This is a genomic window from Terrabacter sp. 2TAF16 (genome assembly GCF_052115065.1).
In the GTDB taxonomy this organism is placed as follows: domain Bacteria; phylum Actinomycetota; class Actinomycetes; order Actinomycetales; family Dermatophilaceae; genus Terrabacter.
In genome coordinates, this window is record NZ_JBFRFZ010000012.1 from 119,207 (window position 1) to 143,983 (window position 24,777).

Genomic DNA, 24,777 nt, shown 5'->3' on the forward strand with positions numbered 1-24,777 from the left:
CCGCCGCCACTAGGAATCGTCCCGATGGTCACGATATGTCCGAGTGGCCGCCTGCGTGGGCGGACCTGCAGAACCCGCAACGGGAAGACATACCGTGAACGTCGATCCCTCGTCGGGGGCCGAGGCGACCGACACCGACCCGCCGTGCCCCTCGGCGATGGCGCGCACGATCGACAGCCCGAGACCGGAGCCCTGGATGGCCCGCTCGTTGGCCGCACTCGAGCGGAAGAACCGCGCGAAGACGCGCTCGTGGTCGGACTCCGGGATGCCCATCCCCGAGTCGGAGACGACGAGGCGGACCGTGTCCGGACGGCGGTCGTCGGGGTGTGCGGCGAGCGCGACCCGGCCGCCGTCCGGGGTGAACTTCACGGCGTTGGAGAGCAGGTTGGTGACCATCCGCTCGAGCGCGGCCGGGTCACCCTCGATCCACAGCGGTCGCGGCGACACCTCGACCTCGCGCACGAGGTCGCGCTGCGCCGTCACCGTCTCGACCGACGTCCACGCGCTGGCGACGACGTCGGACAGGTCGCACCGGCGCGGGGCGAGCTCGAGACGTCCGGCCTCGATGCGGGAGTTGAGCAGGAGGTCCTCGATGAGCGAGAGCAGGCGACGGCCGTTGCGGTCGACGCGGGCCACGAGCTCGAGCTGGCGGTCGGTGAGAGCGCCGGCGGCGCCGTCCTCGAGCATCTCGGTGTAGCCGAGCACGCTGGCGAGCGGAGTGCGCAGCTCGTGGCTGACCGCCGACACGAAGTCGGACTTCGTCCGGTCGAGCTGGGTCAGCTCCTCGACCGCCTCACGCTCCCGGTCGAGCGCGACCTGCAGGGTGACCTCGACCTGCCGGCGTCTCGTGACGTCCTCCGCGACGCCGAGATAGCCCGTGAGCTGGCCGCCCTCGTCGCGGATGCCGCTCATCGTCAGGGACACCGTGCGACGGGTGCCGTCCTTGCGGACATAGGTCCAGTCACGGGTCTCGGTCGCGGCGCCGCCCCGGACGCGGTGCACGAGCACGTCGAATCCGGGCTCGACGCCGAGCTCCTCGGCCCGGCGGTCGATCTCGGCGGGGTCGTGCAGCAGCGACCAGTCCTTGCGGCTCACGACCTCCGACGCGCGCCAGCCGAGCACGGTCTCGGCACCGCGGTTGAAGAGGGTGATGACGCCGTCGAGGTCGGTGCCGATGATCGCGGTGGCGGTGGCGGCCTCGAGCACGGCCTCGACGAAGGTCCGGGCCGCGCGCTCGTCGGTGACGTCGACGCCGGTCTTGACGAGGTGGGTGCGGTGCCCGGTGTCGTCGGTGAGGTACGCGTTGGTCCACACGATGTGGCGCACCCCGAGCCCCGTGACGCGCCAGTCCTGCTCCTCGTGGAGCGGCACGGCACCCTCGCCGATGCCGGCCATCTGCGCGGAGACGCGCTCGTGGTCGTCGACGGGGAAGACCTCCGCCGCCGGACGTCCGACGAGCTCCGCCTCGGCTGCACCGAGCAGCCGCGCCGCCGTCGCGTTGAGGCGGGCGATGGCGCCGGCGCGGTCGACGACGATGATCGCGCTGGCGGCGGTGTCGAGCACGACGCCGCTGAGCTCGACCTCGCTGCGCAGGTCGGCGAGGGCCGCGCGCCGCTGCGTCGAGGCGACGGCGAGCGAGAGGGCGGTGACCGCGGCCGTCACGAGGAACGCCTGGGTGAGCGCGCCGACCGTCTCGGGCCGGAGTCCGCCGACCCGCGCCGCCGCAGCGAAGGGTCCCCCGCCGATGCTCGTCAGGGTGACGGCCAGGACACCGACGACGAGCAGCTGGATCGCGACCGTGCGCAGCCCGAGGCGCAGGGCGCCCCAGACGAGGACGGGGATCGGCAGGAACGCGAGCGGCAGCGCCTGGCCGGGGTTGAAGACCCAGGTCGTGAGCCCGACGACGACGACCCACTGGACGAGGTCCTCGAAGCCCGGGCGGCGGGTGCGGCGCGTGCCCACGGCGATGCCGAGGGGAGCGAAGACGAGCACGGCGGCGGCGTGCGAGGCGGTGACGGCGGACGCGGTCGCGAGGAACGGACCGCCGACACCGATGCTCACGGTGAGCCCGGCGAACAGGCCGAAGACGAGGGCTCCGGCGAGCGTCGCCGCGAGGAGGTTCCAGAGATCCTCCATCGACGCGAGCGCGGGTCGCCGGCCGCCGCGGGTCAGCAGCCCGTAGACGACTGCCACCTCGGCGGCATTGGCCACGCCGAAGCACAGGGCCACGAGGGGCGGGCGCCCTCCGTAGGCGTTGGCGGCCGCACTGGAGACGAGGACGCCCGCGACGAAGAGCCAGGCCCGTGCACCCCGTGCCGTCGCGAGCAGGAACGACACCGCGAGACCGGCTGCCGGCCACCAGACGGCGACGGTCGACCCGGGCGGGGCGAAGCGCACCGCGGTCGCCCCGAGGACGAAGACGCCGACGAGCGCCAGGGCCGCCGCCACCCACCAGCGCGCGCGGCCGAGGGTCGGGCGGGTCACGAGGGCGCCCCGTTCGGGGCCAGCGTCCCGGAGCTCGTCGGTCGACGCGGGGCGTCACGTGCAGCCTTCTCCGCTGACCTCATTGACTCATGATGTCGCAGAGGGATGAACAATCCGGCAAAAGGGACTTTTCGCACCCCGTGTCGTCAGCGGGGCTGGCCCGTCGTCACCAGCCGGACTGCATCGCCGAGTGCTTGGGGGCAGGGGTCCGGGTCAGCTGGAGGAAGCCGCCGGGCATGTCGCGGCGGTCGATCGCCCGTCGGGTCATGCCCTTCGCGCCGGCGAGGGCGACGGCCTTGTCGACGAACGTCGGCTCGGTGCAGGTGAACTCGCGCCCCTTCCAGCGGATCGTGCAGCCGCCGGCGGCGCGGACGTTGCGGACCCAGTCGGTGCCTCGTCCCCACGGGAGGGCGATGATGAAGGTCGACGGCGTGGGGATGACGGCGACGGGGGTCGCGTAGTCCTTGCCGCTCGAGCGGCCTTGGTGGCGCAGCACCGCCCAGAGCGGGAAGACGCGGTGCCCGGCGAGCCGGACGGCGACCTTGTTGAACTGCTTCGCGCTTGCGGGTGGGCCTGCCATCCCCACAGCATCCTCCCCACCGGCCCCGCGGGGGCTCCTTTGGTCGAGGGCGTATGCCGTCGGGTCGGGTGGGCCGCGCCTCAGCCCAGGTGCCCACGCACCGACACGTGCCCCTTGAGCAGGTTGCGCGCGATGGTGCGGCGCTGGATCTCGTCGGTGCCCTCGTAGATGCGCAGCAGGCGCAGCTCGCGGTACCACCGCTCGACGGGCAGCTCGCGGGTGTAGCCCATGCCGCCGTGCATCTGGAGCACGCGGTCGACGATCTCGTTGGCCTTGACGCCGCCGTAGAGCTTGGCCATCGACTGGGACTGGCGCGAGTCGAGGCCGCGGTCGACCTGCCAGGCGGCGGCGAGCACGAGCCAGCGCAGCGCCTCGATCTCGACGGCGGAGTCGGCGACCATCCACTGGATGGCCTGCCGCTCGGCGATGGGCTGACCGAAGGTGACGCGGTTGCGGGCCCACTCCATCCCCATCTCGACGAGCCGCTCGCTCGAGCCGAGCGCGCGCGCGGGCAGCATGTAGCGACCCTTGCCGATCCAGCGCATCGCGAGGTCGAAGCCCTTGCCCTCCTCGCCGAGGATCGCGGAGTGCGGCACGCGGACGTCGTCGAAGACGAGCGCGGCCGGGCCCCACTCGCCCATCGTGTCGATGGGGGTGCTCGTCCACCCGCGGTCGCGGTCGACGAGGAAGCACGTGACGCCGCCGTCGGCGCCCTTCTCCTTGTCCGTCACGGCGAAGACCATGACGAAGTCGGCCTCGTTGCCGCCGGTGATGAAGGTCTTCTCGCCGTTGATGACCCACTCGTCGCCCTCGCGTCGGGCACTCGTGCGGATGGCGCGGGCGTCGGACCCGGCCCCGGGCTCGGTGATCGCGAAGCACGACCTCCGGGTGCCCTCGATCGTCGGGCGGAGGTAGGTGTCCTGCTGCTCCTCGGTCGCCGAGAAGAGGATGTTGTCGGCCTCGCCGGCGAAGCGGAACGGCACGAACGACCGGCCGAGCTCGATCTCGATGAGCGCGGCGACGACGGCACCCTGGCCCATGCCACCGTGGCTCTCGGGTGTCTGGATGCCGAAGAAGCCGGACGAGCGGGCTTTGTCCTGAAGGGCTTTCAGATCCTCGGCCGTCAGGCCGCGCTCGCCCCGCCGCTCCCGCTCGAGCACCTGCGGCTCGAGCGGCACGATCTCCTTGCGCACGAAGGTGCGCACCCAGTCGCGAATCTCGCGCTCCTCGGCGCTGAGGTCGAAGTCCATCGTCGGTCCCTTCGTCGTGCGGTCGGGTGGGTCGTGCCGTCGGGCGCCCAGCGGGCGTATGCCGTCCGGCGGCGGTCAGCGGGCGGCATACCTCCGCAGCTCGGCCTTGGCGAGGGCGTTCTTGTGCACCTCGTCAGGACCGTCGGCGAACCGCAGCGTGCGGATGCCGGCGAAGGCGGCCGCGAGCTCGGTGTCCTGGCTCAGCCCGGCGGCGCCGTGGGTCTGGATGGCCTTGTCGAGGATCCACTCGACGGTCTTGGGCGTCGCGATCTTGATCGCCTGGATCTCGGCATGGGCGCCCTTGTTGCCGACGGTGTCCATGAGCCAGGCGGTCTTGAGCACGAGCAGGCGCAGCTGCTCGATACGCACGCGGGACTCGGCGATCCAGTCGCGGACGACGCCCTGCTCGGCGATGGGCCGCCCGAAGGCGACGCGCTCGGAGGCGCGGCGGCACATGGCCTCGACGGCGACCTCGGCGAGGCCGATCGAGCGCATGCAGTGGTGGATCCGGCCGGGGCCGAGGCGGGCCTGGGCGATGGCGAAGCCGGTGCCCTCCTCGCCGATGAGGTTGCTCGCGGGCACGCGGACGTCGGTGAAGCGCAGCTCGGCGTGGCCGCCGTGGTCGTGGTCGTCGTAGCCGAAGACCTCCATGCCGCGGAGGACCTCGACGCCGGGGGTGTCGCGCGGGACGAGGACCATCGACTGCTGGCGGTGCCGGTCGGCGTCAGGATCGGTCTTGCCCATGACGATGAGGACCTCGCACTCGGGGTTCATCGCGCCGGTGATCCACCACTTGCGGCCGTTGATGACGTAGTCGTCGCCGTCGCGCCGGATGCTCGTGGCGATGTTGGTCGCGTCGCTGCTCGCGACGTCGGGCTCGGTCATCGCGAACGCCGAGCGGATCTCGCCGCGCAGCAAGGGTTTCAGCCACCGCTCCTGCTGCTCGGCGTTGCCGAACTGGGCGAGCACCTCCATGTTGCCGGTGTCGGGGGCGGCGCAGTTGAGGACCGCGGGCGCGAGGCGGATGGAGCGGCCGGTGATCTCGGCGAGCGGGGCGTACTGGAGGTTCGTCAGGCCGGCGCCGTGCTCGCCAGGGAGGAAGACGTTCCACAGCCCGAGGTCGCGGGCCTCCTGCCGGAGGTCCTGGAGCACGGGCGCGGTGCTCCACGCCCAGCGGTCGGGCAGTGCCGAGACCTGCTCGTCGAAGACGGGCAGCGACGGCACGATGCGCTCGTCCATGAAGCCGAGCAGCTCCTGGCGCAGCTCCTCGGTGCGGGAGTCGAATCCGAAGTCCATGGTCAGCTCTCCTTGACGGCGGCGAGGCCGGCGGTGACGAGGGGGACGGTGGCCTCACCGATGCGGGCGAAGCCGCTCCCGACCGTCTGGCCCTGCGTGTAGCGGTAGTGGATGCCCTCGAGGATCACCGCGAGCTTGAAGTAGGCGAGCCCGAGGTGGAACGAGAGGTGCCCGAGGTCGCGACCGCTCGCGGCCGCATACCGCTGGCGCAGCTCGGGACCGCTGATGAAGCCCGGCGTCCGCGAGACGTCGGAGACGGCGACGCTGTCCATCATGAGCGGGAGGGTCTGGTATGCCTCGAGCAGGGCGACGTCGGTGAGGGGGTCACCCAGCGTCGCCATCTCCCAGTCGAGCACCGCCGAGACCTCGTCGTCGTTCGTGACGAGGAGGTTGTCGAGGCGGAAGTCGCCGTGGACGATCGTCGGGTCACCCTGTGCCGGAACGGATCCCGCGAGCCTCTCGTGCAGCTCGTCGATGCCCGGGAGGTCCCGGCTGCGGGAGGCGTCGAGCTGCTGCTTCCAGCGCCGCACCTGCCGCTCGAGGAAGCCGTCGGGGCGACCGAAGTCGCCGAGACCGACCGACCCGGGGTCGACGGCGTGCAGGGCGACGAGGGTGTCGACCATCCGCTCGCTGACCGCCCGCACCCGTGCGGCGCCGAGGGGCTGGAGCTGTGCCTCGAAGCGGTAGGGCGTGCCCTCGACGCGCTCCATGACGTAGAAGGGCGCCCCGACGACGTCGGGGTCGTCGCACACGGCATACGTCGTGGGGACGGGGACGGCGGTGTCGCGCAGGGCGGTGATGACGCGGTGCTCGCGCACCATGTCGTGCGCGGTGGCGAGCACGTGGCCGAGCGGCGGACGGCGCACGATGACCGTGCGGGTGCCGTCACCGACCTCGTAGGTGAGGTTGGACTTGCCGCCCGCGACGACCCTCCCGCTGAGCGGGCCCGACAGCAGGTCGGGCGCCGTGTCGTCGAGGAAGCCCCGGAGCCGGTCGAGCGGCAGGCCGGGCGGGTCCCCGTCGGGGGCGGCGTCGCGGGCGTCGGTCACGTCAGTCCTTCGGTCCGCCGGCGACGTAGATGACCTGGCCGGAGACGAAGCCGGCCTCGTCGCGCACGAGGAAGGAGGTCGTGGCGGCGATGTCCTCGGGCTGGCCGACGCGGGCCACGGGGATCTCCTTGGCGGCGCCCTCGAGGAACTGCTCGAAGGTGATCCCCATCCGCTCGGCCGTCTGGCGCGTCATGTCGGTGGCGATGAAACCGGGGGCGATCGCGTTGGCCGTGACGCCGAACTTGCCGAGCTCGATGGCGAGGGTCTTCGTGAAGCCCTGGAGGCCCGCCTTGGCGGCGGAGTAGTTGGCCTGCCCGCGGTTGCCGAGCGCGGAGGTCGAGCTGAGGTTGACGATGCGGCCGAACTTCGCGTCGATCATGTGCTTCTGCGTCGCCCGCGTCATGAGGAACGAGCCGCGGAGGTGGACGTTCATGACGGCGTCCCAGTCGTCGGCGCTCATCTTGAAGAGCATGTTGTCGCGGATGATGCCGGCGTTGTTGACGAGCACCGTCGGGGCACCGAGCTCGGACGCGACGCGGTCGACGGCCGCCTGCACGGCCGCCTCGTCGGACACGTCGACACCCACGGCGAGACCCGTGCCACCTGCGGACTCGATTTCGGACACCACTGCAGCGCAAGCGGACTCGTCGAGGTCGAGGACTGCGACGGCATACCCGTCCGAGGCGAGGCGCTTGGCCACGGCGGCGCCGATGCCGCGCGCGGCCCCGGTGACGATGGCGGTGCGCTGGGAGGTGTTCGGCTGGTCGGTCATGCGTTCTCCTGCTGGTCGGCGGTCTGGTGGTCGAGCTTCTGCTGGAGCCGGTTCATGCCGGCGAGCCAGGCGTCGGGGTGGGCGGCGCGCTGCGCGTAGTAGCCGCTCACCTCGGGGTGCGGGAGGACGTAGAACTCATCGCCCGCGAGCGCCCGGAACGCGGCGTCGGCAACCTCGTCGGCGGTCAGCGTCGCGTCGAGGGTGAGCAGGTCCTTGAGCGGGCCGGAGCCGTCGAGCATCCGGGTCTGCACGCCCTGGGGGCAGATCGCCTGGACGACGATCCCGCGGTGGCGGTAGGTCGCGCTCAGCCACTCGGCGAAGGCGACGGCGCCGTGCTTGCTCACGGAGTAGGGCGCGTCGCCGAGCATCGTCAGCAGCCCGGCGGCCGAGGCGGTGACGACGAGGCGCCCGCCGCCGGCGTCGAGCCAGCGCGGCACGAGGTGCCGGGCGGCACGCACGTGGGCGAGGACGTTCGTCTCGAGGGTGCGGGTCCACTCGTCGTCCGAGGCGTCGAGACCCTTGAGGGTGCCGATCCCCGCGTTGGCGAAGAAGACGTCGACGTGCCCGAGGCGGCCGTACGCCGTGTCGACGAGGTGCTGCACGCCGGCGTCGGTCGACGTGTCGCCCGGGACCGCGACGGCGCCCAGCTCGTCCGCGACCGCCTGGAGCTCAGCGGCGTCGAGGTCGGCGACGACGACCTGCCAACCCTCGTGGGCCAGACGGGTGGCGATGGCGCGGCCGATCCCCCGGGCTGCTCCGGTGACGACGGCGGTGTCGGGCATGGTGCTCCTCGCGATGGACTAAGCGCTTGCTTACCCTGACGACAAGAGCCCCTCCACGTCAAGTGCCGCCCCACCCCACCCCTCGACCGTCGAGGGGCCAGAGTTCGCGCGGTCCTCAGCCGGCGACGCGCTGGATGAAGGCGACCGCCCGGTCCAGCGCCTCACGCCCGTCGGCGGTGTCGAGGTCGAACTGGAACTCGTGCCCGAGCCGTGGTTCGTGGCCGTCGTCGAAGAGCAGGGCGTCGTGGTCGACGCCGTGCCGGTCGAGTGCCTCGACGAGCGCGACCGTGTGCGGGAGGAGAGGGTCACCGTTTCCGGCCGAGACGAAGGCCGGGGGAAACGACGACGTGACGTGCACCGGAACCGAGCCCTGACGGGTCGTCCGCTCGTCGTGGCGCCGGGTCGAGCCGAGGTAGGACCAGATGGCCGTGTCGATGAGCCAGCTGCCCAGCCGGGTCGAACCCTGCGCGAGGCTGAAGTCGTAGGCGCCGCAGAAGAGCACGAGTCCCTTGAGGGACGTCGGCGGCACGTCCACCTCGATGCCGACGTCCTTCGCGTAGGCAGCGTCGCTGGCGAGCAGCGCGACCTGCGCAGCGATCTGGGCGCCCGCCGAGTCGCCGGCGAGGACGATGCGCGCCGGGTCGACGCCGAGCCGGTCGGCGTGGTCGACGAGGTGGTCGAGTGCGGCGGCGACCTGCTTGACGGGCGTGGGATAGCGCGAGCCGGGGGCGATGGAGTAGTCCACCCCGACCGTCGTGAACCCACGGCCGGCGAGCACCCGGAGGTAGTTGGCGACGTCGCCCTTCGACCCGGACACGAACGCCCCGCCGTGCACCCAGACCACCGTGGGCAGCGGCTCGGTCCGTGGTGGCCGGAAGACGTCGAGCCGCCCGTCGGGGGAGGCGATGTCATACGCCTCGTCGACGACCTCGACGAGGTCGCCCGGGACGTGCTTCTCCAGGGCAGCGCTCGCGTGCGCGGCCCCACGGTCGAAGACGGCCCGGATGAGCAGCGCCGACGGCCAGGGCGTCGTCCGGGCGGTCACGAGCAGCGCACCGGCCGCGGTTGCCGTGCCCAGCGCGACCCTGCGCACGAGACCGCGAGTCCGGTCGACGATGCCACTCATCCTGCGAATCTAGTCCGGGCACCCGCAGACCTTGGCCCCTCGACACCTGGCCACCCACAAACTCTGGCCTCTCGACGGTGCGGATGTGGGTGGGAGCGGGCAGGATCGGGGCATGCAGCTCTCCGACGTCGTCACCACCTCGCACACCGTCGCCGCCACGTCGTCGCGCACCGCGAAGGTCGAGGCGCTGGCGGCCTGCCTGCGGCGTGCGGCGCAGGACGGGCCCGACGTCGTCGAGGTCGTCACCGACCACCTGTCGGGCACGCTCCCCCAGCGGCGCATCGGCGTCAGCTGGCGCGGCCTGCAGGGCCTGCCCGACCCGGCCGACACCTCCACCCTAACCGTCGAGGAGGTCGATGCCGCGGCCACGGCGATCGCCGCCATCGGCGGGTCCGGGTCCGGCGCCGCCCGATCCTCCGCCGTGCGCGAGCTCTTCGCACGCGCCACCGCCGACGAGCAGGCCTGGCTCCGCGGCCTCATCACCGGAGAGACCCGGCAGGGCGCCGGCGACGGCGTCATGCTCCAGGCCGTCGCCAAGGCCGCCGACGTCCCCGACGCCGCGGTGCGCCGGGCCGTCATGCTCGCCGGCTTCGCGGGGCCGGTCGCCCGGGCCGCCCTCACCGGGGGCACCGAGGCCCTCGAGGCGCTCACCCTCGAGGTCGGCCGCCCGCTGCGCCCGATGCTCGCCGGCTCGGCCCCCGACGTCGCCGCAGCGCTCGCCACGCTGGGAGGCGAGGTCGTCGTCGAGACCAAGCTCGACGGCATACGCCTCCAGGCCCACGTCGACAACCGCACGAGCCCGGGCACCGTGCGCCTCTTCACCCGCACGCTCGACGAGGTCACCGACCGGATGCCCGAGATCACCGAGGCGCTCGCAGCCCTCGACGTCGAGACCCTCGTCCTCGACGGCGAGGTCATCGCCCTGGGCGACGGCGGCCGGCCCCAGCCCTTCCAGGTGACGGGCGCCCGCACGGCGAGCAGCGCCGACGTCGACCGGCTGCGCGAGGAGGTGCCGCTCACGCCCTACTTCTTCGACGTGCTCCACCTCGACGGCGAGGACCTCCTCGACGAGCCCGCGCACGTGCGCTGGGAGCGCCTCGCCGCGACGGTGCCGCCCGCGTGGCGGGTGCCGCGCGAGCGCACCGCCGACCCCCAGCGCGCCGAGCAGTTCTTCGCCGACCTCGTCGCGGCCGGGCACGAGGGTGTCGTCGTCAAGGACCCCGCGCTGCCGTATGCCGCCGGACGCCGCGGTCCCGGGTGGGTCAAGGTCAAGCCGCGGCACACCCTCGACCTCGTCGTGCTCGCGGTCGAGTGGGGCAGTGGACGCCGCCGGGGGTGGCTGTCCAACATCCACCTCGGCGCCCGCGACGCGGACTCGGGCGAGCTCGTCATGCTCGGCAAGACGTTCAAGGGGATGACCGACGAGATGCTCACGTGGCAGACCGAGCGGTTCAGCGCCCTGGCGCTCGACCCGGCGGACGTCGAGGCGGGGCGCTCGACCCAGCAGTGGGGTGTCGTGTCACTGCGGCCCGAGCAGGTCGTCGAGATCGCCTTCGACGGCGTGCAGAAGTCGTCGCGCTACCCCGGCGGCATGGCCCTGCGCTTCGCCCGGGTGCTGCGCTACCGCGACGACAAGCCGGTCTCCGAGATCGACACCGTGCAGACCGTGAGGTCCCTCGCCGGCTGGTGAGCGAGGCCGGCGGGTGGGGCCGGTGGGCCGGTCCCCGCGCGGCGCGTCGTGAGACGGCACGCCGCTATCTGTTGCCTACGCCACAGTACGTAGGTAAGTTCCGGCGCGACGGCAGATTGCGTGAATTCTTCACATCCCTGGAGGCACCATGTCCATGTCCGAACTCTCACGTCGCTCCGTGATCGCGGGCGGCCTCGCCGCCGCAGCGGCCGGTGCCGCGGCTGGCAGCGCGCGTGCTGCGTCGAGCTCCGCCCCGGCAGCGACCGCCGGCGAGACGGGATGGGTCACCTCGACGATCGCCCGGATGTCCTTGGAGGAGAAGGTCGGTCAGCTCTTCATCCAGAACGTCTACGGCAAGGACGCCACGACCCCCGACAGCCGCAACGTCCCGCTCTACGGCGTCGCGAGCCCGGCCGAGGTCGTGCAGAAGTACCACCTCGGCGGTGTCATCTACTTCGCCTGGACCGACAGCGTGCAGAACCCCGGCCAGATCGTCGGCCTCTCCAACGGCCTGCAGAAGGCGGCCCTGACGCAGGCGAGCAAGGTCCGGATCCCCCTCCAGATCGCGACCGACCAGGAGCAGGGAGTCGTGACACGCATCGGGCCGCCCGCCACGCAGTTCCCCGGCTCGATGGCCCTTGGAGCGGGCCGGAGCGCCGCCGACGCCCGCACGGCCGCCGCGATCACCGGCCGCGAGCTGCTCGCCATGGGCGTCAACACGAACTTCGCCCCCGACTGCGACGTCAACGTCAACCCGCTCAACCCCGTCATCGGCACGCGGTCCTTCTCGTCCCGGGCCGCCCTCGCCGCCGAGCTGGCCGCCGCGCAGGTGGCCGGCTACCAGCGGGACGGTGGCGTGGCGTCGTCGGCCAAGCACTTCCCCGGGCACGGTGACACCGCGACCGACAGCCACGTCGCGTTCCCGATCATCACCCACACGCGCGAGCAGTGGGAGTCGATCGATGCCCCGCCCTTCAAGGCCGCCATCAACGAGCAGATCGACATGATCATGACGGCGCACCTGTCGTTCCCGGCGCTCGACGACTCGGGCAACCCGGCCACGCTGAGCAAGCCGATCATGACGGGCGTGCTGCGCGGGGAGCTCGGCTACGAGGGCGTCATCGTCACCGACTCGCTCGCCATGCAGGGCGTCCGCGACCTCTACGGCGACGCCGAGGTGGCCGTCCGGGCCCTCCTCGCCGGCGTCGACCAGCTGCTCATGACCCCCGCGATGGACGACGCCTACGCCGCCGTCATCGCCGCGGTCCGCAGCGGCCGCATCCCGCGCAGCGAGCTCGACGCGAAGGTACGCCGCGTGCTGGGCCTCAAGTACCGCCGCGGCATCGTGGCCCGACCGTACGCCGACCCCGCCGCGCTCTCGTCGGTCGTCGGCACGCCTGCGCACCTCGCGTCGGCGAGCTCGGTCACCGACCGCACGACGACGCTCGTCAAGAACGACGCCAAGGCCCTCCCGATCGCCCCGGCCGGCAAGAAGGTCCTCGTCACCGGCTACGGCGTCTCGACGACGGCGACGCTCGCGGCAGCGATGACGGCCAAGGGCGCGACGGTCCAGACCGTCCAGACCGGCACGTCGCCCACCGACACGGTGGTGGCCTCCGCCGTCGCGGCGGCCGCCGACAAGGACGTCGTCGTCGTCACGACGATGAAGGCCTGGGACACGAGCGTCACGGACACCCGTGGCGGGCAGCAGAAGCTCGTCAAGGCGCTCCTCGCCACCGGGAAGACCGTCGTCGTCGTCGCCGTGCGCGACCCCTACGACATCGCCTACTTCACGAGCGCCCCGACCTACGTCGCGACGTACTCCTACAGCCCCGTCGCGATCGAGGCGGTGGCGCGTGTCATCACGGGCGACGTCGCGCCGACGGCCTCGCTGCCCGTCGACATCCCCGTCGCCGGCGACCCGGCCACGGTGCTCTACCCGTTCGGCCACGGCCTCACCTACTGACACCCGCCACGACAGGGAGCGACCAGATGACCAACCTCAACCGCAGGCAGCTGCTCACCGCCGGCGCCCTCGGCGCCGTCGCCATCCCCGCCACCGCGGCGGGTTCCGTTGCTGCGCAGGCCGGCCCGACGGCATACGCCAGCAACTACCCCAACAACCCCGTCACGACGGGCGCGCAGAGCGCCGCCGCCTCGAGCTGGTCGGCGCTCTCGGGCCAGAAGGTCGGGATCATCACCAACCCGACCGGCATCCTCACCAACCTGCGCACCGTCGTCGACGAGATGCACGAGTCCGGCGCCGTCGACATCGTCGGCGTCTTCGGGCCCGAGCACGGCTTCCGAGGCACCGCGCAGGCCGGCGACTCCGAGGGCAACCACACCGACCCGCGCACCGGGCTCATGGTCTACGACGCCTACGGCGCCAACGCGGCCAAGATGACGACGCTCTTCCGCACGGCCGGGGTCGAGACCGTCGTCTTCGACATCCAGGACGTCGGCTCCCGCTTCTACACCTACATCTGGACGATGTACACGGCGATGCGCGCGGCCGTCGCCGTCGGCGCCCGCTTCGTCGTGCTCGACCGCCCGAACCCCATCGGCGGCACGGCGATCGGGCCGATGATGACCACGCCGTGGACCTCCGGCGTCGGTGCCAAGGAGATCGTCCAGGCGCACGGCATGACGGTCGGCGAGCTGGCCCGCTACTTCGACGGCGAGTTCCTCACGGCTGACGCGGGCGGCCGCCTGCGCGAGCTGTCCGTCATCGAGGTCAAGGGCTGGCGCCGGGACGTGCCGTATGCCGTCACGGGGCTCCCGTGGGTCATGCCGAGTCCCAACATGCCGACTCCCGACACCGCGCTCGTCTACCCCGGCACGGGGATGTTCGAGGGGACCAACCTCTCCGAGGGCCGCGGCACGACCCGGCCGTTCGAGCTCATCGGCGCGCCCTACGTCGACTACCGGTGGGCCGAACGCCTTGCCGCCCTGGACCTTCCGGGCGTGGACTTCCGCGAGGCCTACTTCTCCCCGACGTTCAGCAAGCACACCGGACTCGTCTGCGGCGGCGTCCAGCTGCACGTCACCGACCCGTCCGCCTTCGACCCGATCCGCTCGAGCGTCGAGATGCTCGTCGCGGCCAAGGCGCTCTACAGCGACTTCGCCTGGCGCTACGACTCCTACGACCCGGCCCGGCCTTACTGGATCGACAAGCTGACCGGCTCCCAGCGGCTCCGCACCCAGATCTCGGCCGGCGCCCCCGCCGCCGAGGTCGTCGGCGCGTGGCGCGACGAGCTCGCGGCCTTCGACGCGCGGCGCCAGCAGTACCTCCTCTACCGCGGCCCCTCGAACTGACCTGTCCACCGGCTCACCACCCGCTGCACGACCTGTTGCACGATCTAGGAGTGACATGCGCCTGCGTACCCTCGTCCCCGCTGCCCTCGGCAGTCTCGCCCTCGCGGGCAGTCTCGTGACCGCGGGACCCGTCGGCCCCGCGACGGCCGACGACTTCAGCAAGCCCGACCGCGGTTTCGCGCCGCCCAACACCGTGCTGTCCGACACGAGCCCCGTGTCACTGGGGCTCGACCCGGCCCCGATCGCCGAGGCCGTCGACCGGATCCACGCCCACGAGCAGGTCGACGCGAGCGGCCACCCGCTCTTCGCCGGCGCCGTCGGGATCATGGGCCACGAGGGACGCATCGTCGAGCGCGACGCGAGCGGCTGGGCGCTGCGCTACGCCGACGCGAGCACCGAGCTGCCCCGCGACCAGTGGGAGCCGATGCGCACCGACACGATCTTCGACCTCGCCTCGGTGTCCAAGCTCTTCACCTCGATCGCCGTCGTCCAGCTCATCGAGGAGGGGCGCGTCTCCCTCGAGAGCCCGGTGGCGGCATACCTCCCGGAGTTCGCCGCGGGCGGCAAGGGGGCCGTGACGGTGCGCCAGCTGCTGACGCACACGTCCGGGTTCACCTCGTGGCTGCCGCTGTGGAGCAAATGGCCCGACAAGGCCTCGCGCATCAAGGCCGTCATGGACCAGCCGCTGACCAACGCGCCGGGCACCACCTACCTCTACAGCGACCTCAACCTCATCACCCTCGGCGTCATGGTCGAGAAGCTGCGGGGCGAGCCGCTCGACACCGTCGTCCACGACCGGATCACGGCGCCGCTCGGGATGAAGGACACCGGCTACAACCCGACCGACAAGGCCCGGACGGCGGCGACCGAGTACCAGACGGCGCCGCCGCGCGGCATGGTCCGCGGCGAGGTCCACGACGAGAACGCCTGGTCGCTGGGCGGGGTCGCCGGGCACGCCGGGGTCTTCTCCACCGTCGACGACCTCGCGATCCTCTCGCAGGCGCTGCTCAACGGCGGCTCCTACCGCGGCGAGCGCATCCTCAGCCGCAAGAGCGTCGAGGCGCTCATCACGAACGTCAACGGCGCCTTCCCCGGCGACTCTCACGGCCTCGGCTTCGAGCTCGACCAGCGCTGGTACATGGACGCCTTGTCGGGCGCCCGCACCGCGGGCCACACCGGCTACACGGGCACGTCGATCGTCATCGACTTCACGTCGCGGTCGTTCGCGATCCTGCTCACCAACCGCGTGCACCCCTCTCGCAACTGGGGATCGATCAACGTCGCCCGTCGCGAGTGGGCCCACGGGCTCGCCGCGTCGATGGGCATCCGCCCGCGCCACGGCGACACGGCCTGGTTCACGGGATCCGACAACGCGACGGCCACCACCCTGACGACACCCGCCCTCCCCGTCGGTCCGGGAGGTGCGCGCCTCGGCTTCGACCTCTTCCTCGACACCGAGGAGACCGACCTGCTCCACCTCGAGCGCTCCACCGACGGAGGCGCGACGTGGACGGCCCTGCCGTTCGACGTCGTCGACCGCGGGCAGACCGAGACGGCCGACGGCGTCATCTCCGGCGCCGGCACGAGGCGCTGGGTGCAGGTGCGGGCCGAGCTGCCGGCCGGGTCGCAGCTGCTGCGCTGGCGGCACACGACCGACGGGGGCTACCTCGGTCGGGGCGTCGCCGTCGACGACGTCGTCGTCCGGGGACCGGGCGGCGTCCTGCTCGACGGCGAGAAGACACCCGACGCCTTCACGGCGGACGGTTGGCGGCTCGCCGGCCGCGACGCCGTAGCGTAGGCCCATGCCCAGGACCGAGGACGGGGCCTCGTCCCCCGCAGGTGCCGCGAGCGCGTCGCTGCTCATCCGCCTGCGGGGGATCAAGCCCTCGCTGTCGCCCGCCGAGGACCGTGTCGCCGACATCGTCCTCGCCGACGCGCGCCGCGCCGCCGGCCTGACCATCAGCGAGCTGGCCACGGCAGCACGCACGTCCGAGACGACGGTGCTGCGCTTCTGCCGTCGGCTCGGGCTGCCCGGCTACCCGCAGCTGCGTCTCGCGCTCGCCGAGGAGTCGGCCCACCCGCGCACCATGAACCGCGGCGGCACCGACATCAGCGCGAGCGACACCATCGACGACATCATCGCCAAGGTGGCCTTCAGCGACGCGAGCGCCGTCGAGGAGACGGCCCAGCAGCTCGACCGCGACGCCCTCGCCGCGGCGGCGGCGGCCATCGCCCGGGCCGGTCGCGTCGACATCTACGGCATCGGCGCGAGCTCGATCGTCGGCACCGACCTCCAGCAGAAGCTGCACCGCATCGGCATCGTCGCCTTCGCGTGGAACGACCCCCACATCGCCCTGACGAGCGCGACGCTGCTCGGCCCGGGCGACATCGCGGTCGGCATCTCGCACTCCGGCACGACGACCGAGACCATCGAGGCGCTGGCGGCGGCGCGCTCGACGGGTGCGCGGACGCTCGCGATCACGAACTTCCCGCTGTCCCGGCTCGCCTCCGGCGTCGACATCCTCCTGACGACGGCGGCGCGCGAGACGAGCCTGCGCTCCGGCGCCACGGCGAGCCGCATCGCCGCCCTGACCGTCGTCGACTGCCTCTACATCGCCGTCGCGCAGCGCAACCTCCGCAAGGCCCGCAAGGCCGTCGCCGACACCCGCGAGGCCGTCGCCGGCCACCACGTCACCGACTGACGCGAGCGCCGGCACGCCGGACCGACCGTCGTGACGCGAATGTTACTCATTTACGGCATTGACGCTGACTGCGTAGGAAACTAACCTCGCTCGGGTGAGCAGCGAGGTGACCGTGGACGCCCCCACCGAGGAGCGCCATCCGGGGACGACGTCCATCGACACGCACACCTCCCTCGACATCCTCCGGGCCCTCAACGCCGAGGACGCGACGGTGGCCGGTGCCGTCGGTGAGGTCCTCCCCGAGCTGGCCCTCCTCGTCGACCGCGCGGTCGAGTCGCTCCGCGCCGGCGGGGCCGTCCACTACTTCGGCGCCGGCACGTCCGGACGCCTCGCCGTGCTCGACGCCGCCGAGCTGCGCCCCACCTTCAACGCCCCGGCCGGGCTCGTCGTGGCCCACCACGCGGGCGGCCCCGGCGCCCTGCTCGAGGCCGTCGAGAACGTCGAGGACGACGTCGACCTGGGTCGCGAGGAGGCCGAGGCCCTGCGTCCCGGCGACATCGCCATCGGCCTCACGGCCTCCGGGCGTACGCCGTTCGTCGCCGGCGCTCTCGCGCGGGCTCGCGAGCTCGGCGCCGTCACGGCCCTCGTCACGGCCAACCCGGACGCCGAGGTCGCCGTCCACGCCGACCTGCTGCTCGCCGTGCGCACCGGACCCGAGGCGCTGACCGGCTCGACCCGCCTCAAGGCCGGCACCGCCCAGAAGCTCGTCCTCAACTCGTTCTCGACCGCCGTGATGATCCGCCTCGGCCGCACGTGGAGCAACCTCATGGTCGACGTCGTCGCGACGAACGCCAAGCTCCGCGGCCGCGTCGTCCGGATCCTCCAGGAGGCCACCGGCGCCGACGCCGAGCAGGCACGGCGGGCGCTCGACGACGCCGACGGCGAGCTCAAGCCCGCACTGCTCTCGATGCTCGCGGGCATCGACGCCGCGACGGCCCGCGACGCGATCGCCGCCCACGACGGCTCCGTGGCCCACGCGCTGACGTCCCTCGGCGGCCAGGTGGCCGCCCCGGCCGCCCCCGCCGCCCCCGCCGCCCCGACCCCCGAACGCTGAACCCACCACCCTCCCACCCACACGTGCCGACCCCCAGGCACCCAGCAGAACCCGACAGGAGCACCACCATGACGTTCGCCTCACGCCTCCCCGGCTCGTCGCGGCGCGCACGCCGCACGGTCCTGACGATCGCCGCGCTCTCCGGAGCGCTCGTCGTGACCGCCTGCTCGCCGTCCTCCTCGAGCTCCTCGAGCACGGGAGACGACGGCAAGGTCACCCTGACGGTGTGGTCGTGGCGCGTGGAGGACGAGGCCGCGTACACCAAGATCTTCGACGCGTACGAGAAGGCCCACCCGAACGTCACCGTCGACTTCAAGGCGTTCAAGGCGACCGAGTACAACAAGATCCTCGCGACCGGCCTCGCCGGCTCGAGCGGCCCCGACGTGCCCCAGGTGCGCTCCTACGGCCAGCTCCAGGGCACCGTCGCGAGCAAGTCGCTGCTGCCGCTCGACGGCAAGGTCGACCTCTCCGGCTGGGACGAGAACGTCGTCGCGAGCGCCAAGGGCAAGGAGGACGGCAAGACCTACTCGGTGCCGCTCGCCCGCCAGACCGTCCAGATGTTCTACAACCAGGGCCTCTTCGAGAAGAACGGCATCGCGGCCCCCACGACGTGGGCCGAGTTCATCGCCGCCAACGACAAGCTCATGGCGGCCGGCGTCACGCCGATCGCCATCGGCGCCAAGGATGACTGGACGCTCCCGATCGTCCACGAGGTGCTCGCGGCCCCGCGCTTCGGCGGCAAGGCCTTCCAGGGCGAGGTCCTCTCGGGCCAGAAGACCTTCACCGACCCTGACTGGGTCGGGTCGGTGCAGGTCGTGGGCGACCTCGAGAAGTACATGCCCAAGAACGCCACCGGCGTGGCCCAGACCGACGCGCAGACGCTCTTCTCGGCCGAGAAGGCCGCGATGATCCCCGGTGGCAGCTTCGACCTGTCCGTCTTCCAGAAGGCCAACCCGGCCATGAAGATCGGCATCTTCCAGGTGCCGCCGGCCCCGGGCTCGCCGAGCGGGTCCGAGGCGACGACGGCAGGATGGGCCGATGGCAACTTCGCCGTCTCCGCCAGGTCGAAGCACCCGACCGAGGCCACGGAGCTCGTGAAGTGGATGACCACGAAGGAGTTCGGCCAGATGGTCAACGACGACATCAAGCAGATCTCGGCCGTGCCGGGTGTCGAGCCGACCGACCCGCTGCTCAAGCAGATGAGCGAGAACTACACGAAGTCCGGCTCGCCGTACCTGCTGCTCACCGACTTCCGCTACGGCGCACCCACGGGCACCGACCTGCTCGGCAAGGGCCTGCAGGAGATGCTGCTCGGCTCCAAGGACGCCACCGCGGTGAGCCAGGACCTCGAGACCGGCGTCAAGACCTGGTTCAAGCCGAGCGCGTGACGGTTCCTGCATGAGGCGCCGCACCGGCCTGGTCTTCGTCGCTCCGGCGCTCGCACTCTTCGCGGTGTTCGTGCTCTACCCGATGGTGACGGCGTTCTCCTACGCCTTCTTCCAGTGGCAGGGCACGACCCGCGGAGCGTTCGCGGGCCTCGAGAACTTCGTGACGCTCTTCACCAGGGCCCCGTTCACGACAGACCTCCCGCGGGCGCTGCTGCACAACGTGCTCTTCTTCATCGGCACGATGCTCATCCAGAACACCTTCGGGCTCACGATCGCCTACCTGCTCTACACGCGTCCGCGCAGTCGCCGGATGCTGCAGACGCTCTACGCGATGCCCTACCTCGTCAGCCCGATCGTCATCGGCTACCTCTGGACGCTGCTCCTGTCGCCGACGTTCGGCCCGGTCAACACGCTGCTGACGAAGGTCGGCCTCGAGTCATGGGCCCTCCCGTGGCTCGGTGACCCGAAGACGGCCATCTGGGTCGTCATCCTCGTCAGCGTGTGGCAGTGGATCGGCTTCCCCGTGCTGCTCTACGGCGCCGCACTGGGTGGCGTCCCGGAGGAGCTGACCGAGGCGGCCCGCGTCGACGGCGCGAGCAACCGGCAGGCGTTCTCCAAGATCACGCTGCCGCTGCTCGTGCCCGCCATCGGCACGGTGTCGGTCCTGACGTTCATCTTCGCCATGGAGGCCTTCGCGCTCCCCTACGCCTTCGGTGGTTCGACCGGAAACCCCGCGGGCGCAACGGACTTCGTGTCACTCCTCTTCTACCGCACGGCGTTCGACTCGGGAGCGACCGACGCCATCGGCAGCTCGTCGGCCCTCGCCACCCTGCTCTTCCTCATCATCTTCGGTGGCGCCTATGCCGCCACGGCCGTGCTGCGCCGTCACGAGCGGAGGATCACCGCATGACCACGGCCGTCGTCACCACCGAGGCGCCGCAGGAGCAGGTCGCGGCCCGTCCGACCCAGGGCAGCCGCAGGCGCCCACCGCGGGTCAACCGTCCCGTGGGCGGCGCCGGTGCCAGCGTGCTCCTCTGGGGGTATGCCGCCCTGGCGCTCGTGCCGCTGCTGCTCATGGTGAGCAACAGCTTCCGCACCAACGCCGACCTCATCACCGACCCGCTCGGCCTCCCCGCTCCCCCGACGACGGCCAGCTACGTCGAGGCGTGGACCACCGGCAACTTCGCGACGTACTTCGGCAACTCGCTCCTCGTCACGGTCGGCGCGGTCGCGATCTCGACCGCCGTCGCGACGATGGCCGCCTACGCGCTGGCCCGCGGGCGGTCGCGGATCTTCCGCTGGCTCGAGGCGCTCTTCCTCTCCGGCCTGATGCTGCCGATCCACCTCGCGATCCTGCCGATCTTCTACCTCTTCGACGGGCTCGGGCTCATCGACTCGCGGCTCGGCCTCATGCTCATGTACGCCGCGTCGGGCATCCCGTTCTCGATCTTCGTCCTCACGACGTTCTTCCGGCAGCTGCCGGAGGAGCTCGAGGAGGCGGCGGCGCTCGACGGCGCGAGCAGCTGGCAGACCTTCTGGCGGATCATGGTCCCGCTCGTGCGCCCGGCGCTCGCGACGGTGGCCGTCTTCCGGTTCGTGCCGATCTGGAACGACTTCCTCTTCCCGCTCGTGCTGCTGCGCAGCGAGGACAAGTACACCCTCCCGGTCGGGCTGACGAGCTTCTTCGGCGAGAACGCGACGAACTACTCGGCCGTCTTCGCCGGGCTCGTCATCACGACGGTCCCGCTCATCGTGCTCTTCCTCGTCGCCACGAAGCAGATCGTCGCGGGCTTGACCGCCGGCATGGCGAAGTGATCGGCTCCCTCGCGTGAGCGAGCAGCGGGTCGTGGCCGTCGACGTCGGCGGGTCGGGCCTCCGACTGCAGACGTGTGCCGTGTCGCCCGGTCCCGTGCTCACGGCACCGGGCGTGCGGCTCGGGGCGGGCGGCATCGACGTCGCAGCGCTCGTGTCCGACGCCCGCGCCCTGCTGGGAGCGCGCCCAGACGACGAGACCCGTCGTGGCACAGCGGCTCCCGCGGTCGTCGTCTGGTCGATGCGCGGCCTGCTCTTCCTCGCCGACCGGTCGGAGGTGCTGCGCACCGTGGCGGAGGGCCTGGGCGCCGAGCGCACCGTCGTCGTCAGCGACGCCGTCGCCAACCTCGTCGGCGCGACGGGCCGGATCGGTCCCGGCGCGGTCGTCGCGGCGGGCACCGGGGCGGTCGCGTTCGGCACCGACTTCGAGCAGCAGTGGCGCCGGGTCGACGGGTGGGGGCACGTGCTCGGCGACGCCGGGTCGGCGGCGACCCTCGGCATGGCCGGACTCCGCGCCGCACTGCGCGCCCACGACGGGCTCCCCGACGGGTCGTCCGCCCTGTTGGCAGCGGCCAGCGACCTGCTCGGCCCTCCGGAGGGCTGGCCGCGACTCGTCATGACGAGTTCCGACGCCCCCGAGCGCCTCGCCGCCGTCGCCCCGCTCGTCACGGCGGCCGCCGACGACGACGACGTCTCCCACGCCCTCTGCGCCCGCTCCGGCGCCGACCTCGCCGACTCGCTGCTGCGCGCGGCGGAGGGCCTGACCGACCCGGTCCTCACCGCGACCGGCGGCCTCCTCAGCGCCCGACCGGTCGTGGACGCTCTCGACGACCGGCTCGCCCGGGTCGGCGGCGGCGCCCGGCGCTCAGCGGCCCGCGGTGGGGCCCTCGACGGCGCCCTCCACCTGGCCCGGCACCTGCGCGACACGGGAGCGGTCCCCGAGCACCCGGCCTACCTCCTCACGACGTGATCGGCGGGCCGGCACCCCGCCCGGGCAGCTGACGAGCCCGGAAGGGCCCCAGCGGTGCGGCGAGCCGGTACCCTCCGACGGGGGTGGTCCGATTCACCCGATTTGTGCCGTGCCTCCATCGGGATCCACGTGCCGTCCGGACCATCGCCGTGACGCTCGAGAGGTTCTGACATGCCCGGTTCACCCCGCCGACTCACGGCAATCGTCGGTGCTGCCGCACTGGCCCTCGGTGCAGCCTCCAGCGCGAGCGCCGCTGCCCTGACGGCGGCTCCGGCACCAGCGCGCCCCGCGGCCGCGAGCCCCGCGGCCGCGACCCCCGCGCCGGCCCCGGCCGTGACACCCACGGGCACGCGATCCGTGGACTACCGCGGCGTCCACCTCTCCGTCCCGTCCGACTGGGCCGTCGTCGACCTCGACGCCGACCCCACCCGCTGCGTCCGTCTCGACGTGCGGGCCGTCTACCTGGGCCGACCGGGCTCCCAGCAGGACTGCCCCGCGCATCTCGTCGGGCGCGCCGAGACGATCTGGCTGCACCCGGGATCCGACCGGGCGAGCACGGCGACGACCTCGAGGACGACCACCCTCGGCACGCTCCGGGCCCACACCGGCACCGACCGCGCCGCCGGCACCACGGTGGCGAGGTTCACGGCACAGGACGTGCAGGTCGACGCCACCTGGGGCTCGAGCGAGTCGAGGGTCGACGACGTCCTCGCCACCGCGACCGCGAGCTCGGCGGCCACGCGCACCGGCCCCGCCGCCGGCACGGCGGCAGCCACCTCGTCCACCTCCTCCGCTTCGTCCTCGTCGGCCACCGCCTCCACGGCCACCGCCTCCCCGGGCACGGCCTCGACCGCCGCGACGTCGGGGCCACACCCCTTCACCGGGATGGCGTTCGACGCGTGCGCCGCCCCGAGCGTCGCGACGATGCAGTCCTGGCTGGCCTCCCCCTACCGTGCCGTGGGCATCTACATCGGCGGCTCGATGCGGGCCTGCGGCGACGGCAACCTCTCCTCGACGTGGGTGAGCCAGGTCAGCTCGATGGGCTGGGGACTCATGCCGATCTACGTCGGGCCACAGGCACCCTGCGTCGACCAGACCGGCCTCAGCACCATCGACCCGACGCAGGCGGCTGCGCAGGGCAAGGCCGCCGCTGCCGACGCGGCCGGGCGCGCGGCCTTCTTCGGTCTCGGCGCCGGCACGCCCGTCTACTACGACATGGAGGCGTACGACCCCACCGTGTCCGGCTGCACGGCCACGGTCCTGTCGTTCCTGACGGCATGGACGCAGGAGCTGCACGCCCGCGGCTACACGTCCGGCGCGTACGGCAGCACCGCCTCGCTCATGGTCGACCTGTCCAGGGCGATGGGCACGACGGGCTTCACCGCACCCGACAACGTGTGGTTCGCCAGCTGGAACGGGCTGCAGACCCTGTCCGACTCGACGAGTCACCCCGAGTTCCGGGACAGCTACTGGGCCGGCGGCCAGCGGCTCCACCAGTACGCCACCGGCAGCGAGACGTGGGGCGGGGTGAGGATCGACATCGACGCCGACTGGGTCGGCGGCCGCGTCACGGGCGCGCCGGTCCCGATCAGCTACGGCTCCGACACGACGGGCCCAGGCAGCCCGTCGTTCGTCTTCACCGGCAACATGTCCTACTGGAAGCCCAACCAGGGCCAGGGTGTGCAGGGACGCGCGTACTCCACGTACGCCAACGGCAGCACGGAGGAGAACGGCGCCACGTGGTCCCCGGCCCTCTCGGCCGGCCTCTACGCGGTGAGCGCCTTCGTCCCGGCCACCCGCGCCGACGCCAAGGTCACGTATGCCGTCACCGACGCCCGCGGGTCCGCGACCACCGTCGTCGACCAGTCCACGGCGGCGGGCACGTGGTCCCCGCTCGGCACCTACCTCGCCCGCTCCGGGACCTCGGTGCGGGTCCACGCCGGCGACAACGGACCCAGCCCCACGACCGCCCAGGTCGGCGTCGACGCCATGCGGTTCTCCCTCGTGGCCACCGCGCCGTCGGCCCCGACGTCGGTGTCGGCGGTCCCTGACAACGGCCGCGCGACCGTCCGCTGGACCGCGGCCACGTCGAACGGCAGCCCGGTGACGGGCTACACCGTGACGTCCTCGCCCGCAGGGGCGAGCGCGACGGTGTCCGGCTCCGCCACGTCGGCCACCCTCACCGGGCTGCGCAACGAGACGGCCTACACCTTCACGGTGACGGCGACGAACGTCATCGGTGCCGGCCCAGCCTCGACCCCGTCGGCGGCCGTGCGGCCCTCGTCCTTCTCGCACCTCGTCCCGGTGACGCCCACTCGCCTGCTCGACACCCGCGTCGGCACGACGGCCAACCCCGTCCGCACCGCGATCGCCGCCGGCGCCTCGCTCACCATCAAGGTCGCCGGCGTCACCGGGTCACCCGTCCCAGCCGGGGCCACCGCCGCCGCGATCAACCTCACCGCCACCTCACCCCGGGCGGCCGGCTTCCTCAGCGCCGACTCGACCGC

The 24,777-nt window shown here is 72.4% G+C and carries 19 protein-coding genes; 11 read left to right on the forward strand and 8 right to left on the reverse strand.

The genetic code is table 11. From position 1 onward, the window contains the following. Window positions 1-9: 9 nt before the first annotated feature. From AB4Z14_RS17840 to AB4Z14_RS17875, 8 genes are all read right to left on the reverse strand, one after another. Window positions 10-2,484, reverse strand: a complete 2,475-nt coding sequence (locus AB4Z14_RS17840; RefSeq protein WP_442276374.1) for an ATP-binding protein — start codon at window positions 2,482-2,484, stop codon at window positions 10-12. 166 nt (window positions 2,485-2,650) lie between these two features. Beyond that, a complete protein-coding gene (locus tag AB4Z14_RS17845) occupies window positions 2,651-3,064 on the reverse strand; it encodes a nitroreductase family deazaflavin-dependent oxidoreductase (protein ID WP_442276375.1) in 414 nt (137 codons plus the stop codon). Between the two features lie 80 nt (window positions 3,065-3,144). Further along, window positions 3,145-4,314, reverse strand: a complete 1,170-nt coding sequence (locus tag AB4Z14_RS17850) for an acyl-CoA dehydrogenase family protein (protein WP_442276376.1) — start codon at window positions 4,312-4,314, stop codon at window positions 3,145-3,147. Between the two features lie 75 nt (window positions 4,315-4,389). Further along, a complete protein-coding gene (locus AB4Z14_RS17855; protein WP_442276377.1) occupies window positions 4,390-5,610 on the reverse strand; it encodes an acyl-CoA dehydrogenase family protein in 1,221 nt (406 codons plus the stop codon). A 2-nt stretch (window positions 5,611-5,612) separates the two neighbouring features. After that, entirely contained in the window at window positions 5,613-6,659 is a 1,047-nt protein-coding gene (locus tag AB4Z14_RS17860; RefSeq protein WP_442276378.1) for a phosphotransferase family protein, read from the reverse strand. Between the two features lies 1 nt (window position 6,660). Further along, window positions 6,661-7,431 (reverse strand): 3-oxoacyl-ACP reductase FabG, encoded by a 771-nt coding sequence (gene fabG / locus AB4Z14_RS17865; RefSeq protein WP_056771899.1) that lies wholly within the window; start codon window positions 7,429-7,431, stop codon window positions 6,661-6,663. After that, window positions 7,428-8,213 carry an SDR family NAD(P)-dependent oxidoreductase gene (locus AB4Z14_RS17870; protein WP_442276379.1) on the reverse strand — a complete coding sequence of 262 codons (786 nt, stop codon included), beginning with the start codon at window positions 8,211-8,213 and terminating at the stop codon, window positions 7,428-7,430. Before AB4Z14_RS17870 ends, fabG begins: the two co-directional genes overlap by 4 nt. A gap of 115 nt (window positions 8,214-8,328) precedes the next feature. Beyond that, window positions 8,329-9,339 (reverse strand): alpha/beta hydrolase, encoded by a 1,011-nt coding sequence (locus AB4Z14_RS17875; protein WP_442276380.1) that lies wholly within the window; start codon window positions 9,337-9,339, stop codon window positions 8,329-8,331. A gap of 112 nt (window positions 9,340-9,451) precedes the next feature. Between AB4Z14_RS17875 and AB4Z14_RS17880 the strand changes: the two genes are divergently transcribed. The 11 genes from AB4Z14_RS17880 to AB4Z14_RS17930 form a co-directional block, all read left to right on the forward strand. Further along, the gene (locus AB4Z14_RS17880; protein ID WP_442276381.1) at window positions 9,452-11,029 is read left to right on the forward strand and encodes an ATP-dependent DNA ligase; all 1,578 of its coding nucleotides are present in this window, start codon (window positions 9,452-9,454) and stop codon (window positions 11,027-11,029) included. 154 nt (window positions 11,030-11,183) lie between these two features. After that, the gene (locus tag AB4Z14_RS17885; RefSeq protein ID WP_442276382.1) at window positions 11,184-12,995 is read left to right on the forward strand and encodes a glycoside hydrolase family 3 protein; all 1,812 of its coding nucleotides are present in this window, start codon (window positions 11,184-11,186) and stop codon (window positions 12,993-12,995) included. A 26-nt stretch (window positions 12,996-13,021) separates the two neighbouring features. Beyond that, a complete protein-coding gene (locus tag AB4Z14_RS17890) occupies window positions 13,022-14,344 on the forward strand; it encodes an exo-beta-N-acetylmuramidase NamZ family protein (RefSeq protein ID WP_442276383.1) in 1,323 nt (440 codons plus the stop codon). 55 nt (window positions 14,345-14,399) lie between these two features. Beyond that, window positions 14,400-16,142, forward strand: coding sequence for a serine hydrolase (locus AB4Z14_RS17895; RefSeq protein ID WP_442276384.1), 1,743 nt, complete (start codon window positions 14,400-14,402; stop codon window positions 16,140-16,142). Window positions 16,143-16,146: 4 nt separating this feature from the next. Continuing rightward, entirely contained in the window at window positions 16,147-17,046 is a 900-nt protein-coding gene (locus AB4Z14_RS17900; RefSeq protein ID WP_442276385.1) for a MurR/RpiR family transcriptional regulator, read from the forward strand. A 94-nt stretch (window positions 17,047-17,140) separates the two neighbouring features. Next, window positions 17,141-18,100: an N-acetylmuramic acid 6-phosphate etherase gene (locus AB4Z14_RS17905; RefSeq protein WP_442276386.1), complete on the forward strand. Its 960-nt coding sequence runs from the start codon at window positions 17,141-17,143 to the stop codon at window positions 18,098-18,100. Window positions 18,101-18,168: 68 nt separating this feature from the next. Next, window positions 18,169-19,488, forward strand: a complete 1,320-nt coding sequence (locus AB4Z14_RS17910) for an ABC transporter substrate-binding protein (protein ID WP_442276387.1) — start codon at window positions 18,169-18,171, stop codon at window positions 19,486-19,488. Window positions 19,489-19,498: 10 nt separating this feature from the next. Then, on the forward strand, window positions 19,499-20,398 hold the full coding sequence (locus AB4Z14_RS17915; RefSeq protein ID WP_442276388.1) for a carbohydrate ABC transporter permease: 900 nt from the start codon (window positions 19,499-19,501) through the stop codon (window positions 20,396-20,398). Continuing rightward, complete coding sequence (locus tag AB4Z14_RS17920; protein WP_442276389.1) at window positions 20,395-21,303, forward strand: carbohydrate ABC transporter permease; 909 nt, start codon at window positions 20,395-20,397, stop codon at window positions 21,301-21,303. The genes AB4Z14_RS17915 and AB4Z14_RS17920 overlap by 4 nt, the downstream gene beginning before the upstream one ends. 13 nt (window positions 21,304-21,316) lie before the next feature. Then, window positions 21,317-22,270 carry a BadF/BadG/BcrA/BcrD ATPase family protein gene (locus tag AB4Z14_RS17925; RefSeq protein WP_442276390.1) on the forward strand — a complete coding sequence of 318 codons (954 nt, stop codon included), beginning with the start codon at window positions 21,317-21,319 and terminating at the stop codon, window positions 22,268-22,270. Window positions 22,271-22,441: 171 nt separating this feature from the next. Then, window positions 22,442-24,777: glycoside hydrolase domain-containing protein (locus tag AB4Z14_RS17930; RefSeq protein WP_442276391.1), on the forward strand; the 2,336-nt coding region annotated here is incomplete at its 3' end.